The organism is Plectonema radiosum NIES-515, assembly GCF_025753815.1.
Taxonomy (GTDB): Bacteria; Cyanobacteriota; Cyanobacteriia; order Cyanobacteriales; family Nostocaceae; genus Hassallia; species Hassallia radiosum_A.
Genome location: NZ_JAOWRF010000392.1, coordinates 1 through 17,233 on the forward strand (window position 1 = coordinate 1; position 17,233 = coordinate 17,233).

General features: G+C 40.4%; 19 protein-coding genes and 2 tRNA genes. 9 read left to right on the forward strand and 12 right to left on the reverse strand.

The features are described from left to right. Positions 1–121 precede the first annotated feature (121 nt). Entirely contained in the window at positions 122–1,366 is a 1,245-nt protein-coding gene (locus OGM63_RS27745) for a tetratricopeptide repeat protein (RefSeq protein ID WP_263748963.1), read from the reverse strand. 287 nt (positions 1,367–1,653) lie between these two features. Between OGM63_RS27745 and OGM63_RS27750 the strand changes: the two genes are divergently transcribed. Both OGM63_RS27750 and OGM63_RS27755 read left to right on the forward strand, forming a co-directional pair. After that, entirely contained in the window at positions 1,654–2,244 is a 591-nt protein-coding gene (locus OGM63_RS27750) for a chromophore lyase CpcT/CpeT (protein ID WP_263748964.1), read from the forward strand. A 56-nt stretch (positions 2,245–2,300) separates the two neighbouring features. Continuing rightward, positions 2,301–2,453: a hypothetical protein gene (locus OGM63_RS27755; RefSeq protein WP_263748965.1), complete on the forward strand. Its 153-nt coding sequence runs from the start codon at positions 2,301–2,303 to the stop codon at positions 2,451–2,453. 121 nt (positions 2,454–2,574) lie between these two features. Here OGM63_RS27755 and OGM63_RS27760 read toward each other — a convergent pair whose 3' ends face one another. Further along, positions 2,575–2,697, reverse strand: a complete 123-nt coding sequence (locus tag OGM63_RS27760) for a transposase (RefSeq protein ID WP_263748966.1) — start codon at positions 2,695–2,697, stop codon at positions 2,575–2,577. 320 nt (positions 2,698–3,017) lie between these two features. Between OGM63_RS27760 and OGM63_RS27765 the strand changes: the two genes are divergently transcribed. From OGM63_RS27765 to OGM63_RS27770, 3 genes are all read left to right on the forward strand, one after another. Continuing rightward, positions 3,018–3,089, forward strand: a tRNA-Cys gene (locus tag OGM63_RS27765). A 161-nt stretch (positions 3,090–3,250) separates the two neighbouring features. Beyond that, on the forward strand, positions 3,251–3,520 hold the full coding sequence (locus tag OGM63_RS30115; protein ID WP_511041094.1) for a hypothetical protein: 270 nt from the start codon (positions 3,251–3,253) through the stop codon (positions 3,518–3,520). Beyond that, on the forward strand, positions 3,486–3,785 hold the full coding sequence (locus OGM63_RS27770) for a hypothetical protein (protein ID WP_263748967.1): 300 nt from the start codon (positions 3,486–3,488) through the stop codon (positions 3,783–3,785). The genes OGM63_RS30115 and OGM63_RS27770 overlap by 35 nt, the downstream gene beginning before the upstream one ends. 986 nt (positions 3,786–4,771) lie before the next feature. On the opposite strand, the gene OGM63_RS27775 is transcribed toward OGM63_RS27770, so the two are convergent. The 6 genes from OGM63_RS27775 to OGM63_RS27800 form a co-directional block, all read right to left on the reverse strand. Next, a complete protein-coding gene (locus OGM63_RS27775; protein WP_263748968.1) occupies positions 4,772–5,848 on the reverse strand; it encodes an RNA-guided endonuclease InsQ/TnpB family protein in 1,077 nt (358 codons plus the stop codon). A 9-nt stretch (positions 5,849–5,857) separates the two neighbouring features. Next, on the reverse strand, positions 5,858–6,517 hold the full coding sequence (locus OGM63_RS27780; protein ID WP_375340531.1) for an IS607 family transposase: 660 nt from the start codon (positions 6,515–6,517) through the stop codon (positions 5,858–5,860). A 415-nt stretch (positions 6,518–6,932) separates the two neighbouring features. Beyond that, positions 6,933–7,457 (reverse strand): helix-turn-helix domain-containing protein, encoded by a 525-nt coding sequence (locus tag OGM63_RS27785; RefSeq protein ID WP_263748970.1) that lies wholly within the window; start codon positions 7,455–7,457, stop codon positions 6,933–6,935. Positions 7,458–7,808: 351 nt separating this feature from the next. Beyond that, positions 7,809–7,881 (reverse strand) — tRNA-Ala (locus OGM63_RS27790). Between the two features lie 55 nt (positions 7,882–7,936). Beyond that, on the reverse strand, positions 7,937–8,662 hold the full coding sequence (locus OGM63_RS27795; RefSeq protein ID WP_263748971.1) for an HAD family hydrolase: 726 nt from the start codon (positions 8,660–8,662) through the stop codon (positions 7,937–7,939). After that, positions 8,659–9,567, reverse strand: coding sequence for a class I SAM-dependent methyltransferase (locus OGM63_RS27800; protein ID WP_263748972.1), 909 nt, complete (start codon positions 9,565–9,567; stop codon positions 8,659–8,661). Before OGM63_RS27800 ends, OGM63_RS27795 begins: the two co-directional genes overlap by 4 nt. Before the next feature lie 227 nt (positions 9,568–9,794). Between OGM63_RS27800 and OGM63_RS27805 the strand changes: the two genes are divergently transcribed. Beyond that, a complete protein-coding gene (locus OGM63_RS27805) occupies positions 9,795–12,023 on the forward strand; it encodes an intein-containing RctB family protein (protein ID WP_318528559.1) in 2,229 nt (742 codons plus the stop codon). A gap of 149 nt (positions 12,024–12,172) precedes the next feature. Here the strand turns inward: OGM63_RS27805 and OGM63_RS27810 are convergent, their stop codons facing one another. Beyond that, positions 12,173–12,541: a clan AA aspartic protease gene (locus tag OGM63_RS27810; protein ID WP_263748973.1), complete on the reverse strand. Its 369-nt coding sequence runs from the start codon at positions 12,539–12,541 to the stop codon at positions 12,173–12,175. Then, the gene (locus OGM63_RS27815) at positions 12,538–12,810 is read right to left on the reverse strand and encodes a hypothetical protein (RefSeq protein WP_263748974.1); all 273 of its coding nucleotides are present in this window, start codon (positions 12,808–12,810) and stop codon (positions 12,538–12,540) included. Before OGM63_RS27815 ends, OGM63_RS27810 begins: the two co-directional genes overlap by 4 nt. A gap of 31 nt (positions 12,811–12,841) precedes the next feature. Between OGM63_RS27815 and OGM63_RS27820 the strand changes: the two genes are divergently transcribed. The 3 genes from OGM63_RS27820 to OGM63_RS27830 all read left to right on the forward strand — a co-directional run bounded on the left by OGM63_RS27820 (position 12,842) and on the right by OGM63_RS27830 (position 14,794). Then, complete coding sequence (locus OGM63_RS27820) at positions 12,842–13,012, forward strand: RtcB family protein (RefSeq protein ID WP_263748975.1); 171 nt, start codon at positions 12,842–12,844, stop codon at positions 13,010–13,012. A gap of 150 nt (positions 13,013–13,162) precedes the next feature. Beyond that, positions 13,163–13,975 (forward strand): class I SAM-dependent methyltransferase, encoded by an 813-nt coding sequence (locus OGM63_RS27825; protein ID WP_263748976.1) that lies wholly within the window; start codon positions 13,163–13,165, stop codon positions 13,973–13,975. A 21-nt stretch (positions 13,976–13,996) separates the two neighbouring features. Beyond that, the gene (locus OGM63_RS27830) at positions 13,997–14,794 is read left to right on the forward strand and encodes a class I SAM-dependent methyltransferase (RefSeq protein WP_263748977.1); all 798 of its coding nucleotides are present in this window, start codon (positions 13,997–13,999) and stop codon (positions 14,792–14,794) included. Between the two features lie 14 nt (positions 14,795–14,808). Here OGM63_RS27830 and OGM63_RS27835 read toward each other — a convergent pair whose 3' ends face one another. Further along, on the reverse strand, positions 14,809–15,639 hold the full coding sequence (locus tag OGM63_RS27835; RefSeq protein ID WP_263748978.1) for a DUF4351 domain-containing protein: 831 nt from the start codon (positions 15,637–15,639) through the stop codon (positions 14,809–14,811). A 193-nt stretch (positions 15,640–15,832) separates the two neighbouring features. After that, entirely contained in the window at positions 15,833–17,110 is a 1,278-nt protein-coding gene (locus tag OGM63_RS27840; RefSeq protein ID WP_263748980.1) for a dihydrolipoamide acetyltransferase family protein, read from the reverse strand. Positions 17,111–17,233 lie beyond the last annotated feature (123 nt).

The window sequence follows — 17,233 nt, forward strand, 5'->3', positions numbered from 1 at the left end:
GGAAAAGGGGGGACAAGGGGGACAAGGTGACAAGGGGACAAGGGGACAATTTCTTTCTATTCCCAATGCCCAATGCGAGCGTGCCCAATGCCCAATGCCCCATCCCCAATGCCCCATCCCATTACTTTGACAGTTTTTGAATCTGCTCGGTAAAATAAACTTCGTCATACTTGAGTTGTTGCGCTAATTCCAGCCCTTTTTGAAAGGCTGTTAGTGCAAGAGTCGGCTCTTTGCGTTCTAGATAAATTTGCCCAATTTGGTCGTAAGCCTTCATCATGCCGTAAAAGTTGACGGCTCGCTCTTGTGTCTGTACCAAAATTTGCCCAGTTTGCAAAGCTTCTTCTGTTTGTCCTTGGGAACGGTATAGGGCGATTAATTTTTGTAAAGCTTCGCCGGCGGTAACATATTGTTCTTGTTGCCAAGCTGTGGTATAAGCTTCTTGATAGTTTTTGAAGGCTTCTGGGAGTAAAGTGGGATTTTCTTTGGTTAGGGATTGGTAATCTGAGCCGATCGCTAGCTTTAATTGTGGTATCTGAATTAAATTATTTTCACTTTGGTAAGCTTGGATCAACTGATTGCGTATTTTAATTGATTGCTGTGGTTGTTTTTGTTGCTCGTAAATGTAAGCTAGTTGTTGCAGGTATGCTAACTGATTGATGCGATCGCCAATGCGTGCCGCTAAATTTAACAATTGTTCGTAAGCGTCGGCAGCTTTGGTGTAATCAAACCAACTCATGTGCAGTTCCCCCATTGTTTTGAGGGTTTCCACAACGGCAGCAACATCATTGTTTTGTCGGACTGCGGCTAAAACTTGATCGTAAGCTGCGACTGCTTCAATTGGCGATCGCAAACCAGTATACGCCATCGCCAGCGATCGCCAAAGTTCTACATCAACTGTTGCAGAAGGTGTTTTTTCCCGAAGTTTTTTTTGCTTTTGAGAAGAAGATATTTGAATTTTTTGCAATCGCTGCATAATATAGAATATTTCTGGGCGATTGTTTTCATTCCAGGCGATCGTACCCACCCGCGACAGCGCTTGCACTTCTGCTAGTGAACCTAAATAGCGACGTAAACGCAGTTCCCGGTTCCAAATATCAAACGCTCCCATCTTGTCCCCAGCAAGCTGTTTAGCCACAGCTTGCTGATTCAAATTATCCAACGCCGCTGCCAAATCTTGCTGTTCAATAACAGATAACGGCTGCTTGTTAGGTTTATGGGGTAGCAGTGGATCTGGTATGGTAATCTCCAGTGGACTAGGCGGAAATTTATCCGGTTGTAGTGGCTTTTTTGTCTCTGCCAAAGTCAAAGAACTGCAAAACTGCCAGATTATAGCAGCAGTAATTGTCACACTTAAACGCCTGAGCATAATTTTTTGATCTCGCCTTGCTGTAAATTGTATGGGGACGCTTGGACGCTTGGATTAGAGGTTCGCGCTTGGGGATTGGGGTTAGAGACTGTCCTGTTAGGGATTAGAGGTTGGGGTTAGGGACTAAACGTTAGCGGTTAGAAACAGGACTTTCTTACCTAGTCCAAGCGTCCCTAGACATTGACGAAAATAAGCGATCGTATTCTCCACAAATATAGGCAACCACAAGTTTTACAATACTCAAAGAACTCGTAAATTATTTTCCAGCAATCGATTTATAATCTGTAATGACACATTCTACTGATATTGCCACCTTAGCTCGCTGGATGGCGGCTGATTTTAGTAATCAAGAACAAGCTTTTGAAAATCCGCCTTTTTTTGCTCATATTCGCGTGTGTATGCGTCCCCTGCCGTTAGAAGTTTTATCAGGGGTAAGTTTGTTTGTCGAGCAAGCTTATGATTATATGCTCAATGACCCCTATCGCTTACGGGTGTTGAAGTTGCTGAACGCAGGGTCACACATCGAAATCGAAAATTATACTGTTAAGCAAGAAGAAAAGTTTTACGGTGCTTCCCGTAACCTGCTACTCCTCAAAGAGTTAACCGTCAACGATTTAAAAAAATTACCAGGCTGCAACATGATTGTTGAGTGGACTGGTAACAGCTTCAAAGGCAAAGTTGAACCAGGTAAAGGCTGCATGGTCTTTCGCAACAAGAAAAACACTTATCTTGATAGTGAATTTGAGATTGACACCGAGAAATTTATTAGCCTTGACCGAGGACGAGACCCAGAAACCGATGAGCATATCTGGGGATCTGTTGCCGGACCATTTCACTTTGTCCGTTGGGGCAGTTTTGCGGATGAGGTAAAACTATAAAAAGTTAGGAGGAGCGGAGTTATGAGTTATGAATTAAAAATTGCGCTCTTTCCAGCTTGAAATTACCAACTCCTCACACAGACGTCTGGTGTGCTACTAATCGGGGCTTTTTTGTGGCGATCGCGGATCATGTTTTCGTGACACTTTTGGCAACGCCGGCGATCGCGATCGCCGAAGGTGAAATCGGCTGCCCAACACATATCTTGTAATCTTAACCAGCCCCACCATCAGGTCTGCCTGGTTGGCAGACCATCAGATAAACGTCCTAGAAAACCACACAAACGGGCGATCGAAAGGCGAAAAATTCACCCAGAGTCAACTCGCAATTGCTCAACCCAAGGAGCCATAGCTGCACAAACGGGCGATCGCTCTATCTGTACGTCGATTATCCCCCAACTCGGCATCTTCCCATTGCTCAACTGCCCAAGCTTGGAGGTCTGTGAAATTTTCCAATCTTCTTCGATGACTCTAATACACCCCAACTCCACTTGAAAATATGTTGGTAATGACAAGTCCTAAAAGGACGGCTTTGTGTTAAAATTTCGTCAAGTCGGGATAGGAAACTGCCACGACTCCAAATAGACATGGAGAAAACCTAAGACTATTTTGGTATGGGATTTCGCTCTTAGTGTCAATAATCACCGTACCTTTAAGTCAGTGAGTGTTTCAAAGATGTAAAATTGCACTATAATGATTAAGAACTGATTTGCATGGCTACTCAACTGCTATTCAAAAAAAAGCAAAGAAAGTAGACGAGCAGTAAACATAAATGCGGCGCCGTAGCCAAGTGGTAAGGCAGAGGTCTGCAAAACCTCCATCCCCCGGTTCAAATCCGGGTGGCGCCTTGAAAGAAATAATTACCCAATACTGTAAAGCCTTTGACGACAAGTGTTTGTGCGAAGTTTTGCACTTTTTTGAGCAAGGCTTGCATGAGCTACATATTCCAACAAAATTCAATATGTGTCAATATTCTTCAATATAGTTAAGAATTTTAGTTACGTTTTTAGTGACAATTTTGGACTTTATAGAATTTGACAAGAAACTGCGCGAGGCTAACGCAAGGTTGCGTGCAGCCAGCACGAAAGTATTCGTAGAACGGAGAGCAGGAAGGCTACAACTTCGGGCAACGTTGCCACCAAAGCCTCATATCGATAAGCCAAAACCCTACCAGCAGCAAGTAACTCTCAATTTAAAAGCGACACCAGCAATCCTTGCAAAGCGCTGTAATCAAGGCGAAAAAAATGGGTGTCCAGTTAGAGACTTGCTTTTTTTTTGAATGGGCTGATTGGATTGATACTTCCACACTATCGGTGGAAAGTATCGCAAGCTGGCTCGAAAGATTCGAGCGATCGCACTGGCAAAAAACCAAGAAGACCGATGCAGCGCTTACAACGTGGAAGGATTATCGATTAACTTTTAACAGGCTGGACGGCGATCGCACCCTCACGATAAAAACACTGGTAGAGGCAATTGTAAAAACCGAACCAGACAGCCGTACTTGCAAAAAGGAAAAAAGGGGTGGATGTGAAAAAGTTATTTAAAAATGCATAAACTTTTTTTCTTATATGACGTCAAGTCTGCCGGACAGAAACTTCGTGGGAGCGAGCTTTACCCTCTGTAGGGTTTGAAAAGCCCCCTGATAAAGGAGGTTTTATTTGGAGGGAGGTCACAATCCCCAAACATATTCTTTACCATGAACCCATGAACCCATGAACCCATGAACCCCTAATGAGTGAATCTTTTGGTATTTGTCTCAGATAAAACAAGCACAAACATACTTGCTCGCTTGTTGGATAATATTTCTTTGCGTCCACCTCCACGACGATGTATTCTAACTTTGCTTTGTTCAAGTTTAAACTGTTCTTCTTCATGACATTGTTTTGCACAATTTATAAGGTCAATAAATTGCTCATAACTAATTCCCACTCATTTGTTTTGCACGCGAGGGATACTTTTGTATATAATCGAAGGTACTAATCATTTAATCAAGTAGTGGTAGAGGGTCAATTTTACTTTCTACCATTTTTTTGTACCCAAATGATATTCCGGACGAGTCTAATACTTGTACTAAATTTATGCTTGAGAATATGCACCCTTTTTGGCTATAACTAATCATTTTTAATGCCTCTAGTATCCAATCTAGTTTGACTGGATACATGGGGGTTTTCCTACAGGGCTATATTCCTATTAATTTTGACTACTTTTTATATCCTAGATATTGATAATACAGACCGTCACAAAACTCCCGCGTATAATCATTAAACCACAAACTCTTGGAAACAAACCTAAAAACAAGGGTTCCAGCCCTCGTCAACAAGGAGCATTCAGTATTGGGAATAGAGCGATCGCTGTCATCACACTCATGGTGGTAAGCTCTTCCACATCTAACTTGCAATAACAGCATTACCCTTATTTTTGATTTTTCTCTGCCATTTAATTATTAACTGCTATATAAAACCTAGACATGTCTAGACATTTATTTCTTGCTTCATCGGGAGCATGGGAGCGGTTATCCCTCAGCAAGCTTTCACGATGAAGCCAAACGTGATAAATTGATTGCTGCGTTTAAGTCCCTGTCCATTAAGTGTCCACAACTTTTGCAGTTGTAAATCCGTTCTTTCAATGGCATATCTTGAATATGACCACAGTTTGAACAGGTTTTGCTTGACGGAAACCAACGGTTAGCAATAATTATTTCGCAACCAAACTTTTTAGCTTTGTATTCCAACTGCCTTTTAAATTCATGAAATCCACAATCAGCAATAACTTGCGCCAGTTTGTGGTTAGAGAGCATTCCAGATACATTCAAATCTTCTACTACTATTTTTGCGTGGTTTTTGCATAAGTAAGTAGTGATTTGGTGAAGTGTTTCTTTTCTAAGATTTGCTACTCTTGCATGATGTTTAGCAAGTTGAATTTTAGATTTTTGTCTGTTGTTAGAACCTTTAACTTTTTTAGAAAACTTTTTAGATACTCTTCTAAGTTTTTCTAGATTGGTTTTGTAATGCTTAGGGTTTGAAAATACTACACCAGTAGAAAGTGTAGCTAGTTCCTTAACCCCTAAATCAACTCCCACAACCTCGTATTCTTTAACAGTTGGTTCATGAGTTTGTTCATAAGTAAACGCAATAAACCAGCTATCAGCAGTTCTTGAGATAGTGATTTTAGTGCAAGTTGTGTGTGGCAAGTCCTCGTAAGTTTTCACCCATCCAATTGTTGGCAATTTTATTGATCTACCACCAATCGGTATTGGTTTACCGCTTGCATCAATAGTAAATGAATCATGATGACCTTTCTTTTTAAAGTTTGGATATCCTCCTTTACCAGATAGAAATCTAGAGAAGGCATCACCAAGATTATCAAAAGCATATTGAGTTATTTTCTGACAAACCCCCTTTTCTTTAATCCAAGTAAACTCTGGTTTAACATGGTTATTAAAGAACTTTTTTAAAATATATTTGTTAGGTTTTAATCCATCGTTGTACAAATTATTCCAAGTAGCAAGACCCCAGTTATAAGTAAATCTAGCTATTCCAGCGTGTTTACTCATTATTATTTCTTGGCTGCTATTTATTTTTAATTTTGTTTTGATGGATAAAAGCATTGTTCGACTTCAACACTGTGTTTCTTTACTCTTTAATTCTATCTCATTATGTCTAGGGTTGTCAATGGTTTGTTTAAGTTTGTTTTTCAAGTCTGTAGAGTATGAACGTAACCCGTACAGCCTGCAAGAAAAGCAATGTATGATAGCCATTAAGTCTTCTACCAACTCTTGTTGTGGAGACAAAGACTCTTGATTGGCGACAATAATCTCGCAACCGTAACCTTTTGCTAATTCTTCTACAAACTCAAATGCAAATCTACAAAGTCTGTCTTTATGAGCTACGACTAAAATTTTGATTTCTCCTTTGAGAATAGAAGAAATAAGATTTAAGAATTTTTTTCTTTTAAAGTTTAACCCGCCACCAATCTCTTTAACGGTTTCATCAACGGCTATACCTCTGGAACTACAAAAAAGCTCCATAGCTTTAATTTGATTTATTAATTCGGGTTTTTGATTGTTTGATGAAACCCGACAATAGATAATTACTTTTTTTGTCGTCTCTAATGGCTGTAAACCTTGGGCTACTCTTAAATCATCATCATTGTAATAACGGTAATTAGAAAGGGTTCTTTTTGCAGGTAATTTTCCTGATATATCCCATCGTTGCAATGTTTTAACTGTTACCCCAAGCTTTTTAGCAAATTGGTGCGGTTTGTACATCAGATTAATGTCTAGACTTCAACCTTATTGTACATCAATGTATAGGGTTTTTGCTTCTTAGGATAAGCTCTCCCTGATTTAACAGTCTGTCTAATAATATTTGTAACTCGGATACCGATTGAAATAATCTGTGTGCTATGTATTCCTTGAAGGTTTCTCTTTGCGATCGCCTGAAGTGACCTTTCGCTGGCTCCCGTGGTAGATGTGCATTTTATTAAGAAGGCATTTTATGCGGCATTAGATGTGGAAGAGCTGATAAGCTCAAATGCTCACTAATAAGTTGTTTTCTGGTATGCCTGCATTTCGCGCTCAATGTCCACATGACAAGGCTTCTAAAAAACTTTTTGGTTGACTGATATCTTGCACCTACACGCCCGCGAAGGGTGAGGCTATACAAACGAAGCCTGCCTACCCAGGCTAAAATTTATGATTTTTCGTGTTGTTGATAAAAATGTATATTTATTAAAAACGTAAAAGATGTAAAGTTATTCCGGTTTTTAAACTTGGGAAAACCTCTACCTTCATTCGCGCAGCGTCTCGCAGAGAAGAAGTTTTTGTAAGCAGTATCAAGACGTTTCACGTTTTGCTGTAAAACAGTAGAGTCAATTTCACCAAACCACGGTCTAGCTTTCTTTAGCTCTGGCAATGCAGTTATTTGGATATCTCCAGCACTGCGACGTGGATTTTTTATCTTCCCGTATGAGTCAATTTTAGAATCTTTCCAAGGTTCACCGCTTGCACCATTCTTGCTAACAAAACAAGTCAGTGGACAAGCCTCTGCCTTGGTTCTAACATCACAATAGTCACCTTGGATGAATTGTTGGTTATATTGAGCTATTCTGTCAGCCAAACTCCAATTGTAAGTAGAGCGAAGCATGTCTAGCCATCCACCCATTTTGTTTGACTGAGTAACGTTAGGACGTAGCTTGTAGGCGTAATTTGTTAGCAAATACCATCACCTCCTGTTGTCGATTAACTTATTTGAATGTACGCTACATATATACAAAACACAATCAGCAATTATAGAAAGATGGGAAGTTTTTCTCCTTTATTTCTAAGTAAGTGTAAATATTTATATAAAAAATCTCATAGAGTATATAGCACACCAAAAAGATTAAATTAAAGCACCCTTCGGGGTGCTATCAGCTTTCAACCCAAGCGCCTAAAGTACGAACGGGCGCAACTGCGTTGCTGTTTCTCAGGGGTTTTCAGCATTTCTCTTATAATTATTGAGAATAAAACAGCCTACACTTGCAGATATAAATCCTTCAAGCGCTTGTATAGCAAGGCTTTTCGTCAATGGAGAATAGGGAGATCGAATCCCTGACCTCTGCGGTGCGATCGCAGCACTCTACCAACTGAGCTAATTCCCCTAGTTCTTAGTCGTTTTACTAACCACTAAAAATGTGCCACTCCCTATTTTAACACTCAGATGCAATTGTTGGTTGTAACTTGAGGAATGGAATAAACTTCCTGCACCCGTTCCAACTCCAGATCGCTGAGATAATCTACAGCCCAGTTTGCCAAACGCTGCATCATATGGAATGGGTAAGTGTTTGCGACTCCAACTACTTGCATCCCCGCACGTTTTGCTGCTTGTATACCATCTGGTGTATCTTCTATTGCCAGACACTCTGACGGTTGAAGGTTCAATTCCGGATATTCTTGGTTCAAACGTTCTACTGCCAACACATAACCGTCGGGTTCTGGTTTGCTTTTGGCGATGTCATCCCCAGCCACTATAATTTTAAACTGTTCAACCAGTTTGCTGTGTTCAAGTACAAGTTCTATTTCTTTGCGGATAGCACCACTAACTAAAGCTAACTTTAAATCGCGCGATCGCACCTGAAATATTAAGTCATCTAAACCCGCATACAAAGGAAGTTTTTCTCTTTTCTCAACTTCCAGCGCATACATAGTTGCTTTGCGGTTTAGCAACACAGTTAAATAATTTTCACTTACAACTCTACCACGGCTTGCCAACAACTCACGCAAACAATTGCGATCGCTCCGTCCCAAACAAACTTGGTTTAACTCACCCTTTTTCAGGGTGAGATTTTCCTCAATCAAAATTTGCTTAATCAGTTGTTCGTGAATTGACTCATCATTAATGATAACGCCATTAAAATCAAATAAAACTGCCTTTAAACTCATGCCTTTGTGCCAAATGCTGGAGATCCAAAGTCCTCCAAATCATTATTATCTATTGTGTTATCTCTTGTCGGCGCATATTGCCCAACTTTGTCGCGAATTGTATTTTCACGCAAAATCGGTTTCACACCACTAGTCACCTGATTTATCCACCAAACATCTTGGGTTTGCACTGCTGCAAATCTTGCCGCACCCATACTCGCATCTACACTGCCAGCAGCATAGTCACGAATATAAGGCTCTTCAAAAACATCATTTAGCCATTCTAACTGACGCAGGGTCTTTTGATTCCCATCCAAAATCAATATTTGTCCACCCTCAACCAGCAAGCGGAAGCTTTCATGAAGAATTGCTTGGGCTACTATTGGAGGTGTTTCGTGAAATAGCAAAGAAGCTGTCACCAAGTCAAAAGAAGCATCCTTAAAAACTGTTTTTTCAGCATTCCCATGTCGCCAAGTTATATCCAATTTAGCACTTTGCGCTTTGTGTTCTGCTCTTACCAGCATATAAGGCGATAAATCCAAACCAATAACTTCAGCTTGAGGAAAAGCCTGCTTTAACATTAAGGTTGTAGAACCTGTACCGCAGCCTAAATCTAGGATGCGTCGCGGTTGTACTTTCACAGCATCAATTAAAGCTTGACGCACCCAGGTTTCGTTAGGTGGTACAACGTACTGGGTAATCGGATCGTAGGAAACCGCTGCACCTGAGTTGAGATATCCCCCCTCAATGCCGTGGAAATTTTGGCTGTAGTATAAGGGAATTGTTACATCATCTCGTCGGAAGCTGGCGCTCTCTTTTTCCCAGTCTACACTTTCAGCATAACGCCGTAAAGATTCCTCATCAATCAAAAGGCGTACTACAGGTGATAAAAAACGTTCCCAAATTGTATCTTGACGAACCGCCATATAATTTTCTCAGATTTACGTAACTTTTGTAATTATTTACAAATCTTAATACATTTTGAAAAAATCTGGTATTTGTGCAGGAAGCGATCGCCCCACTTTTGTCTTCAACGTGTTACACTCATAATACAAACTGCCCTATTAGTATAGAGTAGTTAATCAGCTTCACGAAAATTTACGAAGCCGACTAACTCAAAATTAAACTGCTACAACTAACTTGGATTGCTTAGTTGTTAGTAGGTAGTGGAAAAACCAACAACTATCAATTAACAATTATCAACTATCAACCAACAACCAAAATAAATATTATGCCCTACGAAAACTTAGAAATCTCCACGCGATCGCCCGTTTTATCTTGGGCTAATCACCCTTTAAAATCAGACGAAATTAAAATGGCGAAAAACGTAGCATCGCTGCCATTTGTATTTAAACACGTTGCCTTGATGCCAGACGTTCACTTAGGTAAAGGCGCCTTAGTTGGTTCTGTAATTGCCACAAAAGAAGCAATTATTCCGGCTGCCGTCGGTGTAGATATTGGTTGCTTCGTGGGAGATACTTTGATTCCTCTGATGGATGGTAAATCATATCCTATCAAAGAGTTAGCGGATCGAAGTGAAAAATTTATAGTTTACGCGTGTAGTTCTAGCGGAAGAATTGTAGCTACGTATGCAACTGCAAAACTTACCAGAAAAAATGCCGCACTGGTGAAAGTGATTTTGGATAACGGTGAGGAAATCATCTGCACCCCGGATCACCAATTTATGCTGCGGGATGGAAGCTATGAGGAAGCACAAAATCTTCAAGCTGAGACATCTTTAATGCCTTTCTATTCAAAAGTAGATAAAGATGGCTATACCTTAATTGCTCAACCTTACTCCGGTAGATGGCAAAAAGCCCACTGGATTATTGCTAGATCGGGGTTACTTGGTGGAAAAGTCGAGAAATTTGAAGGGCAAAAAACTGTAATTCATCACCGGAACTTTAATGAATCAGATAATCGACCAGAGAATTTGGAGTTTATGGGTAATTGCGATCATTCTGCTTATCATCGTAACTTAGTCGAACGTAACCAACACTGGCAGTCCCCAGAATTTGAAGAAAAACGAGTTGCTGCACTTGCCAAAAAAGCCCAAAGGACCGAAGGATACCAATATTACGCTGAAAGAGGGACTAAAAACATCCTTCAGTACATGCAGCAACAGCCAGAACATTTTAAACAAGCAGTTGCTGACAATGGTATACGTGGAAAGCAATATTTGTTAGCTTACAACCAAAGTGAAAAAGGCAAAGCAAAATCTAAAGAAATTGCTAACAGATATTACACTTGTGAAATTTGTGGTGTAGAAGTTAAAACTCCAATTGGACTCCACAACCACCGCAGGAAAGAACATCAGTGCAATCATAAAATTGTCGCAGTGCTGACTCTAAACTACACTGAAGATGTTTACTGTCTAACAGTGCCGGAGTACCACAATTTTGCCTTGAAAGCAGGTGTTTTTGTTCACAACTGCGGAATGATGGCAATCAAAACACCATTTAAAGGTGAACAACTCGAAGGCAAACTGAAGAAAATTCGCTTGGATATTGAAGCAGCAATTCCAACTGGATTTAACGAAAATAAAGAGGTTGAAAAAACCGTTACCAATTGGCAACGCTGGAGTGATTTTAAAGACTTGCATCGCGGAGTGCAAGACTTACAAAACAAAGCCATGCGACAAATGGGTTCTCTTGGGGGTGGAAACCACTTTATTGAAGTTTGCCTCGATACCGAAAACTCTGTTTGGCTGATGCTGCATTCTGGTTCCCGCAACATCGGCAATCAGTTAGCACAGTGTCACATTAGCACAGCGAAAGAATTAGCAAAAATGGCAGGTAATAGCTTACCTGACCCTGATTTAGCTTATTTTATCGCCGGAACGCCAGAATTTCAGGCATATTGGCATGATTTGCAGTGGTCGCAGGATTATGCGCGTGTTAACCGCGATGTAATGATGGCACGTTTCAAGCGCATTGTCGAGAAACATCTCGCAGGTGGAAAGGCAATTAAACCTTTATTAGAGGTGAATTGCCATCACAATTACGCTGAGAAAGAAGTACATTTCGGTGAGAATGTGTATGTAACTCGCAAAGGTGCAGTTCGCGCACAAGAAGAAGACTACGGTATTATTCCCGGTTCAATGGGGGCAAAATCCTACATTGTTAAAGGTAAAGGTAATGCTCACAGCTTCTGTTCTTGCAGTCATGGTGCGGGACGTTTGCTATCTCGAAAGAAGGCAAAAAATACTTATACACTCGATGATTTGATTGAGCAAACAATGGGTGTAGAATGTCGTAAAGATACAGGCGTTTTAGATGAAATTCCTGGCGCTTATAAGTCGATAGAACAAGTGATGGAAAATCAATCTGATTTGGTTGAAGTTGAGGCAACCTTGAAGCAAGTTCTTTGTGTGAAAGGCTAACTCCAACAAACCCGGTATATTCACCACTAATAGATTCCCAAAAATTAACTATGTTGTGGAACGGGCATCCTTGCCCGTTCAATACTCGCTTTATGTTTGCTTTGACACCTACACCACAAGAAAATTTAGTTAAAACTTATTGTTCAAAATTACAAAATCTCATCAACCAGAACTGTACCGCCTTCACAGAAGTCAATGCTGAGATGGTAATCTTTGAGTAACGCAGTTCCGATGAGCGGACGACTACCCATCGCTAGCACTGCGACGTTGCACTCTACCCCGTTCCAAATAATAGTTGCCAAATAAACGTCAGTTTCGACACTAGAATTATTAGCAAGATTTGCATTGATTTTAATGAGATAAGGCAACCTAAGTTGAGCGATCGCAGCAGGAGGTAAGGTTAAAAAACCCTCAAAGCCTGTATCCACAACACACTGAATTTCTATATCTGGATGCTCTACAAAGCGAAGAATCACACCAATTCTTGCCTGAAGCCCAACTACAGTCCCATTTATCACTGTACAGTCCTTATCAATGTGCCACCAACAGCATAAACTGCATTAAAACCAATTCTTTCTCCCCAAAGTGCAGCATCAGGTTGTTTAGCTCGTAACCGAAGACTTGTTACAACTAAATCATCACCAATCTCATACTCACCAGTCTCAACATTAATTGAGATGACTTTGCCAATATTCTCTGCTGTCTCTACTTGAGGACGAATACTATTTTCATAGAGTTCCTTGCCGAGTCGGGTAATTTCTTCTCCACTTAGTTTGGGATAGTGCATACAAGAAATCTCCATAACAAACTACAGTTCTGTGACTGATTATATCCTATCGATTTTGTGTAACAAGTTGCCTGTAGGTGCGTTCACTGTATTAGATGAAATTCCTGGTGCTTACAAGCCGATAGAACAAGTTATGGCAAATCAATCAGATTTGGTTGAAGTTGAGACAACGCGAAAACAAGTTCTTTGTGTGAAAGGATAAATTAAAGTAGGATGGGCAATGCTCACCTTTTTTTTAACGCAGAGGAGCGCGGACTTAAGCGCAAAGGAGCGCAGAGAAATAAGAGTGAAATAAGTATCAGTAACAAGTTATTTTTAAGTTATGGATTAGATTTGTATAAATAAAAATATTATGCTAAATAGTGAATACGAACAACAATATAAGCAAGAAGTAATCGATTTTTTTAACAGCAGAACAACCTACGATAACGATTACACAATTCGTCGCGCTCTTCCTTTATTAGAACTAGTTGCGCTAGAAAATAAACAAAAAGTATTAGATTTAGCAACTGGTACAGGTATAATTGCGATTGCGGCTGCTCAAATTGTTGGTGAGGGAAAAGTAATTGGCGTAGATTTTTCTTCAGGAATGCTAGCGCAAGCACAAAAAAAGATTGATGAATTAAACTTGCAAAATATCGAACTAATTGAAGCCGATGCAGAATATATAGATTTTGATGATGAAAGTTTTGATATAATTTTTTGTTCCACAGCAATAGTATACTTCAGAGACATACCTGCTGCTTTAAGCAAGTGGTATCGCTTTCTGAAAAAAGGTGGAATTGTGGCATTTTCTTGTTGCTCTGAGGAATCCTGCGAAGCACCACGCATCATTTCAACTTGTGCTAAATATAATATTTCTCTTTTCAACATCAATGAGCCAGCAGGTACACCGGAAAAGTGTAAAAATATGCTAACAGAAGCTGGATTTAAAGATATTAAAGTTAATTCTCAGCAGTTTGGTTTTTACCGCAGTCTTGAGCAAGCTAAACAATGGAATGGAGGATGGTTTCATCCTAGAGAGAATCCTTTGTTAAAGGTGTCATCAAAACAAATGGCAGAATTGAAAGCAGAATATTGTCAACAAATTGAGGCTTTGTCAACTGAACAAGGTGTGTGGTATGAACATATGGCTTTTTTTGTAACTGCTCATAAGTATAGTTAATCACAACGGATAATAATTTAAATGCTCGACGATTACAAACAGCAAGTAGCCAATCACTTCAATGCGAGAGTTGACTATGATAGTAGTGAAATAGCGCATATTCGCGCTTTGGGTTTACTTGAATTAGTGCAATTGCAAAAAGGGCAAAAAATATTAGATATTGCCACTGGGACGGGTATTATCGCTCTTGCTGCATCGGAAATTGTCGGTGATGAAGGTGAAATTATCGGAGTAGATATTGCCGAAGTTTTATTAAATCAAGCACAGGAAAAGATAGAATGTGCAGGTTTAAAAAACATTGAATTAATTGAAGCTGATGCGGAAGATTTGAACTTTGCTGAAAATAGCTTTGATGCAATTGTTTGTTCTTCAGCGATTGTGTTATTTACAGATATCCCGACAATTTTACACAATTGGTATAACTGGCTTAAACGAGGTGGAGTTGTTGCTTTTCATGCTTGGGCAGAAACTGGGATGATGACACCCATTATTACTAAAGCTTGCGCTAAATATGGTGTTTCTCTGCCAAATATTCATCAACAACTGGGTACACCTGAAAAATGTGAAACACTCTTACGGCAAGCCGGTTTTGAAAATATCGAAGTAAAAATTAAACAATTGGGTAAATATCTCAGCGTTGATGATGCGAAAAAGTGGTGGGGTGGTATTTGGCTTCACCCCAAAAATCCATTGTTGGAATTATCAGCGGAGACAATCGAAAAAATCAAGGCTGAATATGCAACACAAGTTGAAGTTTTAGCAACTGAGGAAGGTGTTTGGCTAGATATTACTACTTTTTTTGTTTTGGCGCAAAAGTGAGCATAAATTGCAATCTAACTTGCTAAATTATTCAGCCAATTAACTAAATCTGTCTCACTATTAAAATCTAGTAATGCTTCCCCCAAGTCTTCTAATTGTGTAAGAGATAAATTCTCAATTTTAGTCTGTAATTGAAGGTTAATTGTACCAATTCGACGAGTTAGTTGACGTATAACAAGCCGTAATTCTGATTGTCTTCCTTCTTCTCTTCCCTCTTGGAGAATTTCTTGATAAATTACAGATTCTCTCATATCTTCCCTCCGAAAAAGTTGACGAACTAGTTCTGTATCAAATACTAATCCTGCTAGCAATTGTGTACATGCGGAGATGCTTTGCTGAATTGCTGCTTCTTCAATCATACTCACTTGAACTGCAATCTGTTGAAGCAAGGTTTCAGGCGAATCTGTTTGTGCTAAAGTTGCCAAGGGAAGTAAAGCAGAAGATGTCAGCAACGGTTCTGGGTTTTGCTCCCACATACGGATGACACGGTAGTGGTGAGAGGTATTACGGGTGGTAAATTGCTCAACAAATGCAGCTTCTGAAGAAGTCGGTTTAAGAAAAATTACTATCTGTTCAATATCGCAGTTGTATTGACGATAAAGCCGCACCCAGTAGTCTAGCATCCGCAAGGGCAAAGGTGGAGTCGATGCAGGTAAAGTTTGAAACTCTATGTGTAGAATTTGATTGGCAGTTTGCAGAAAAGTTACTGAGTCAGCACGGATGGGTTCTTGGTTTAATTCGGTTTTGAGGATTTGAATATCCCTCGGTTCAGATCCTAGTAACCAGCGGATGAATTGTTCTGGATACTGTTCAACTAGATATTTTAGGGTATTGTCGTAAGTCACTTATATCATGTTTGCTTAATTAACATTAATAAAAAAATCCGAAATCCTTGTAGAGACTACCAAGTGCTACGTCTCTACATCATATGTAATCTACCGGACATGATATTAAATATTAGCTAGTCCAAAAATGATTGTAGAGACGTTCCGACGGAACGTCTCTACTTGATGTAATATTGTGTCGGCTGAATTCAAATTACATTGTCAAAGATTGAGTATTTGTCTCAATTAACTTCGCTAAATCTCGCAAGAATGCCGCAGCATCAGCACCATAAATAATCCGGTGATCGCAAGTAATATTTACCTGCATTTGTTGCTTGACGCCAAATAAACCGTCTGCCGTAGCTACGACTTGCGGACTTGATGCACCGATCGCTAAAATTGAACCTTGTCCGGGTGGTAAAATTGCATCAAATTTGTCTACACCAAACATCCCTAAGTTAGACACGGTAAATGTGCCGCTGTTGTATTCTTCTGGTTGTAGTTTTTTGACTCTTGCACGCTCTACCAAAGATTTCCAATTACGTGATAGAGAATATATATCCACCATATCTGCATTTTGCAGGACGGGCGTAATTAATCCGCCATCATCCATTGCTACTGCTACAGCAACGTTGATGTCATTGTGATACACAATACCTTGTTCTGAGTAGCTAGCATTTAACAGCGGGTGTTTTTGCAATGTCACCGCTACAGCTTTCGCTAGTAGTGCTGTCATTGTCACACCTTTAGATTTTATCTGTTTGTAAAGCTTGTCTAACGCATCAGTGGTGATTGTGTAACCGACATGAATTACAGGCACGGAGAGGCTGGCTACCATATTCCGCGCTACGACGTTTTGCAAAGTGCTCATAGGCACTATTTGACCGGGAATGGGTGCAGATGCGGCGACAGGTGTAGGAGATGGTGCAACGGTCTTAGGGGCTTGTACAGGGGGTGGAGATGCAACGGGCGCGGCGGGTTGCTTAGTACCAACAGACGCCTCGACATCCTCAGCCACGATGCGTCCGTAGGGACCGCTACCCGTGAGGTTACTTAGATCAACCTTCATTTCCTTCGCTAACTTGCGAGCGCGGGGTGAAGCTATCAGCCGTCCTTCCCGATGGTTGGAGCCATTTTGAGATGCTAAGGCAGGTGTTTCGACTGTGGCTGGTGCTGCGATTTGTGCGGGAGCAGTAGCAGTTTTTTCACCACCTGTGTTTCCTTGGGCGATCGCTTGCTCGATCTCGGCTTCTGTTTCTGCCAATAATGCGATCGCTGAACCTACAGGGGCACTTTCACCAGCTTGTACCAGAATTGTGGCAAGATATCCCTCATAAAAGGATTCTACATCCATATCTGCTTTATCTGACTCAACAACCACCACTGTTTCGCCTTTTTCCACTTTATCACCTGGAGATTTCACCCAGGAAACAATTTTGCCCTCGGTCATGGTGGAACTCAGCGCCGGCATAAATACTTCTTGGATGCTCATAGTTGGGTGGTTTTGAAATCGATAATTTATGGACTTTAACAGCTTTTGCTTTATGCGAATTGTAGCTTGACACAGGACTTTTGGATGTTCGATCTTAGATTTTACAGCCAGAAGGGGAGTGGG

Coding starts and splice junctions, on each gene's coding strand:
- OGM63_RS27825 (WP_263748976.1), top strand. CDS start 13,163: ATGCTAAATAGTGAATACGAACAACAATATAAGCAAGAAGTAATCGAT.
- OGM63_RS27815 (WP_263748974.1), bottom strand. CDS start 12,810: ATGCACTATCCCAAACTAAGTGGAGAAGAAATTACCCGACTCGGCAAG.
- OGM63_RS27830 (WP_263748977.1), top strand. CDS start 13,997: ATGCTCGACGATTACAAACAGCAAGTAGCCAATCACTTCAATGCGAGA.
- OGM63_RS27795 (WP_263748971.1), bottom strand. CDS start 8,662: ATGAGTTTAAAGGCAGTTTTATTTGATTTTAATGGCGTTATCATTAAT.
- OGM63_RS27775 (WP_263748968.1), bottom strand. CDS start 5,848: ATGCTTTTATCCATCAAAACAAAATTAAAAATAAATAGCAGCCAAGAA.
- OGM63_RS27745 (WP_263748963.1), bottom strand. CDS start 1,366: ATGCTCAGGCGTTTAAGTGTGACAATTACTGCTGCTATAATCTGGCAG.
- OGM63_RS27750 (WP_263748964.1), top strand. CDS start 1,654: ATGACACATTCTACTGATATTGCCACCTTAGCTCGCTGGATGGCGGCT.
- OGM63_RS27770 (WP_263748967.1), top strand. CDS start 3,486: ATGGGTGTCCAGTTAGAGACTTGCTTTTTTTTTGAATGGGCTGATTGG.
- OGM63_RS27840 (WP_263748980.1), bottom strand. CDS start 17,110: ATGAGCATCCAAGAAGTATTTATGCCGGCGCTGAGTTCCACCATGACC.
- OGM63_RS27800 (WP_263748972.1), bottom strand. CDS start 9,567: ATGGCGGTTCGTCAAGATACAATTTGGGAACGTTTTTTATCACCTGTA.